The 3476-nt window shown below is 67.2% G+C and carries 4 protein-coding genes; 3 read left to right on the top strand and 1 reads right to left on the bottom strand.

Annotated features, from left to right (window positions below):
- The first annotated feature begins 520 nt into the window (after positions 1-520).
- The 3 genes from ABZS66_RS61000 (at position 521) to ABZS66_RS60990 (ending at position 3123) form a co-directional block, all read left to right on the top strand.
- On the top strand, positions 521-1042 hold the full coding sequence (locus ABZS66_RS61000) for a hypothetical protein (RefSeq protein WP_354774059.1): 522 nt from the start codon (positions 521-523) through the stop codon (positions 1040-1042).
- Positions 1043-1444: 402 nt separating this feature from the next.
- Complete coding sequence (locus tag ABZS66_RS60995; RefSeq protein ID WP_354774057.1) at positions 1445-2218, top strand: transposase family protein; 774 nt, start codon at positions 1445-1447, stop codon at positions 2216-2218.
- Positions 2219-2586: 368 nt separating this feature from the next.
- The gene (locus ABZS66_RS60990; protein WP_354774055.1) at positions 2587-3123 is read left to right on the top strand and encodes a hypothetical protein; all 537 of its coding nucleotides are present in this window, start codon (positions 2587-2589) and stop codon (positions 3121-3123) included.
- A gap of 162 nt (positions 3124-3285) precedes the next feature.
- Here ABZS66_RS60990 and ABZS66_RS60985 read toward each other — a convergent pair.
- A partial coding sequence (locus ABZS66_RS60985) for a hypothetical protein (RefSeq protein ID WP_354774053.1) occupies positions 3286-3476 on the bottom strand: 191 nt, incomplete at its 5' end.

Genomic DNA, 3476 nt, shown 5'->3' with positions numbered 1-3476 from the left:
GGGCAACACCTTCAACAAGACACGCGTCCAAGCGCACGCATGGTTGAACGCCGGATGGAAGGTCGACGTCGTCGACCTAACCGGTGAGTTGGTGACCTTCAGGCATGGTCTGCCGTGATCGAGTCGTCAATCGGCCTTCTTGATGCCCGCAGGGCGTAACCTGCGCCATCGGGGCAGGCAGGAATTGGTCAACGGGCAATCGCGAGGTGGTCGCATTTATGATCACGTGCGCTGTCATGCCGCGATCTGGGCGCTACGCACCGTCACGTCCGGCGGTGTCCTCGGCGTCCGCAACTGCCGATGAGCGCGCACGGGCGGCGTCTGGCTGCAGGCCACCGAGGACTACCGGGAGTTCGACAAGGCTACCCTGACCCGGGTGTTCGAGGCGGTGGCGCCCGCGCTGCGGCCCGGGCTGCCCCGTGACCTGGACCAGTATCTGCACCCCGGGTGAGAATCCGTATCGGGTGGTGCTGCGTGACGCGGCGGAGCTCGGCGCACAGGAACGCTGATCGGAGAGACCATGGGTACGACGTACGAGACGATTCTGGTCGCGGCGCCGCTGGATGCCGTCGAGGCGGCGATCTGGGCGGCCGGCCGGGACGCGACCGTCCGGCAGATCGCCGGGGAGCGGATCCTGGTGGACACGGAGGACCGGCCGCGGGGTCTGGCGATGGACATCACCGAGCGGACCGGACGACCGGCGTTCACGACGTTCGTGTTCGACTCGGACGTAGTCGAGTGCCGGATGTATGCCGGCGGGGCGAGGGTGCACCGCTACGTCTCGGATATCGGCATGCTGGTCGAGACGTTCGAGGACGAGGACGGAGTGTTCCGGTCCGTGCTCGACGGCAGGGTGCTCGCCGACGGCGAGTCGCCGAGCGGGCCGATCGGTGCGGATCCCTTGTGGTTCATGCCGTTCGCGATCGGGGAGGTCGATCCGGAAGACGTGCGCGCGGCGCTGCTCGCGCGCAAGGAGTACACCTTCGCCGAGGAGCACCATGACGCGATCCTGAACAGTCTCGGGCTGCCGTCGTACAACTGATGCACCCGGACTCCTCCGGCAGCTTCGTGGCAGCGGCTCGCCGCGCCGGACGTCCCCGAGGCGTGGCGACAGCCGGTCGGTGACTTCGACGTGCAGGTTCTCCCGACATCGTACAGCCGAGAAAGATCTTGGTTCTGGCTGCAACGATCCGTCGTCCAAGGCGTGACTGTATTGACAGGCGTGCGGGTTCGGGGGCGCACCGCTGTCAATGTGCATCGGCCCGGTTCGGGGCCGGACGACTGTCGTACAGGTTTTCTCGCTTAGAATCGGATTGATTGAGCCTTTTCAGGCCGAGGTTGCAGGACGGTGTAGGTAGGGCGACCCGGAGATCGATGAGGGCGAGGCTCCCGGTAAGACAGCAGCAGTCGACCAAGATCCGATGCCCCAACCGGGAGCCTCGCTGTGCTGTCTTACCCCGCCGCGATTCCGCTGTCCAGCCGAACCCTGAACCATCTCGCCGACCAGATCCGCAACCAGCGTCGATCCCGGTGGCGGCGCCTGGACCCCGGTCGTCAGGCGCTGCTCGCCCTGGCCCATCTGCGCAACGGCGACACCTACACCCGCCTCGCCGCCGGGTTCGCAGTCGGCGTCGCCACCGCCTGGCGCTACGTCCAAGAAGCGATCGCCCTGCTCGCCACAGCCGCCGAGGACCTCAACACCGCCTTGGATCGCATTCGCGCGCTCGCCTACACGATCCTGGACGGCACACTGGTCCCGATCGACCGAGTCGCCGACCAGCGGCCGTACTACTCCGGAAAACATCGACGCCACGGCGTCAACGTGCAGGTCATCGCGGACCCTGTCGGTCGCCTCGTGTGGGCGTCACCAGCGTTGCCGGGCGTGGTGCACGACCTGACCGCGGCCCGCGCCCACGGCATCGTCGATGCGCTGACCGCCGCCAGCGTCAAAACCTTTGCCGACAAGGGTTACCAGGGCGCCGGTGGCACCGTCCGCACCCCGTTCAAACGCCACCGCCACCGGCCGAAGCTGTCACGCCGGCAGAAAGCGGTGAACAAGGCACACACCAAGATCCGTGCCTGCGGCGAACGGGCCATCGCCACCCTCAAGACCTGGAAAATCCTGACCAAACTGCGCTGCTGCCCGCGCCGAGCCACCACCATCGTGCAGGCTATCCTCGTCCTGCACCGCGTCGAGACCAGCCGCTACACACGATGAAAATGGCTCAGTGGGTCAACACCGGGTTCAACAGACCGGCTCCGTGATCAAGGGTAGCCATGTTCGGCACATGCCGTCTCCTCCGTTCGGCTCGCTAGACGTCGAGGCGGCCTTGACGCTCGCTCACACTGCCCTTGAGTCGGTGACGGGTGCGGCGGCGTGCGCCCTCGTGCGGGCAGGCTACCGGCCTGCCGCTTGACTCCTGACCGCATAGGGTCGCAGAGGCTCCGCTGCTCAAGGGCGACCGGCTTGTGGCCGTCGCTTGCGACGCGAAGCGCCTTTGACGGTGGAGGGGCGGCCGGACACCATGCGCGCCGCCGCACCCGGAGCTCGCCGTACGTGACGCGTCTGCGGCCAGCGTCATCGGCGTGCTGGCGTGGGACCTGACGTACCTGCCTCGTGCGGTGCCGGAGCTGCGCCAACTCGTCGGCTCCTTGCCGCAACAGCCCCGCCCGTCCGGGCCGCAGGCAGCGATGCCGTCATATCAGCAGTATCCGAGGAACGCTGGCGGTCTGGTGCTGCGCCTCCTGCACAATCGCAACATCAACTGGCTCGGCGCCGCGAAATACCTGTTCGGCCTGGGCCGCGGACCCGTTCTGTCGGCCTCCACGATCGGCATGATCGGGGGCGGCACGAAGCCCCTGACACCCGAACTACTCGCCGGATTCGCCGCGTACCTCGACATCACACCACGCGACCTCGCCGCGCTGACCGGCATCGACCCGACAACGCCCGGCCCGCCGACCCATCCGGACGCCGCCGAGGCCGCCGCACTGCTCTGGCGCGCCCGCCGTCTGACCGCCGAGCAGTTGCGAGCGGTCCACGATCGGGCACACGCCATCCGACACGAACGCGCCGACGAACTTGCGCCTGCCCTGCAATGCAACTGCCCTGGACCTCCCTGAGGCCAGTGCGCCAACCGCCATCATCTGCTGGTCGAGGCCTCGACACGCGGCGATCTTTGGTTTCCACATCCGCCGCGTGGCGTGCGATGCATTACGACGTGAATGGCGAGTCTCCGCCGAGGATAGTTCCCGGAGTCCGCCTATGTGAGGTGTGCGACGCGGTCAGTCGCCGACGAACACCAGGCGGCGGTGGGTTGGCCGGCGCGGTGCCGGTGTGATCAAGTCGGCCAGCCTCAGAACCTCCGCGATCGCAGCCAGCAGCACCGGATCGTCGCTCGCCCCAGCCAACGTGTTCCGTTCGGAGACCAGAGCACGAACCTGCTGCCGGTTGAAGATCGTGTCGTCATACTCAT

It is taken from the genome of Dactylosporangium sp. NPDC005572 (assembly GCF_040605515.1).
Lineage (GTDB): Bacteria > Actinomycetota > Actinomycetes > Mycobacteriales > Micromonosporaceae > Dactylosporangium.
Note: the sequence above shows the minus strand (reverse complement) of the source record. Positions and strands in the feature narration are given on the sequence as shown.

What these genes read in the sequence shown, in the direction of transcription:
- ABZS66_RS61000 (WP_354774059.1), top strand. Translation starts at nt 521, where the DNA reads ATGGGTACGACGTACGAGACGATTCTGGTCGCGGCGCCGCTGGATGCC.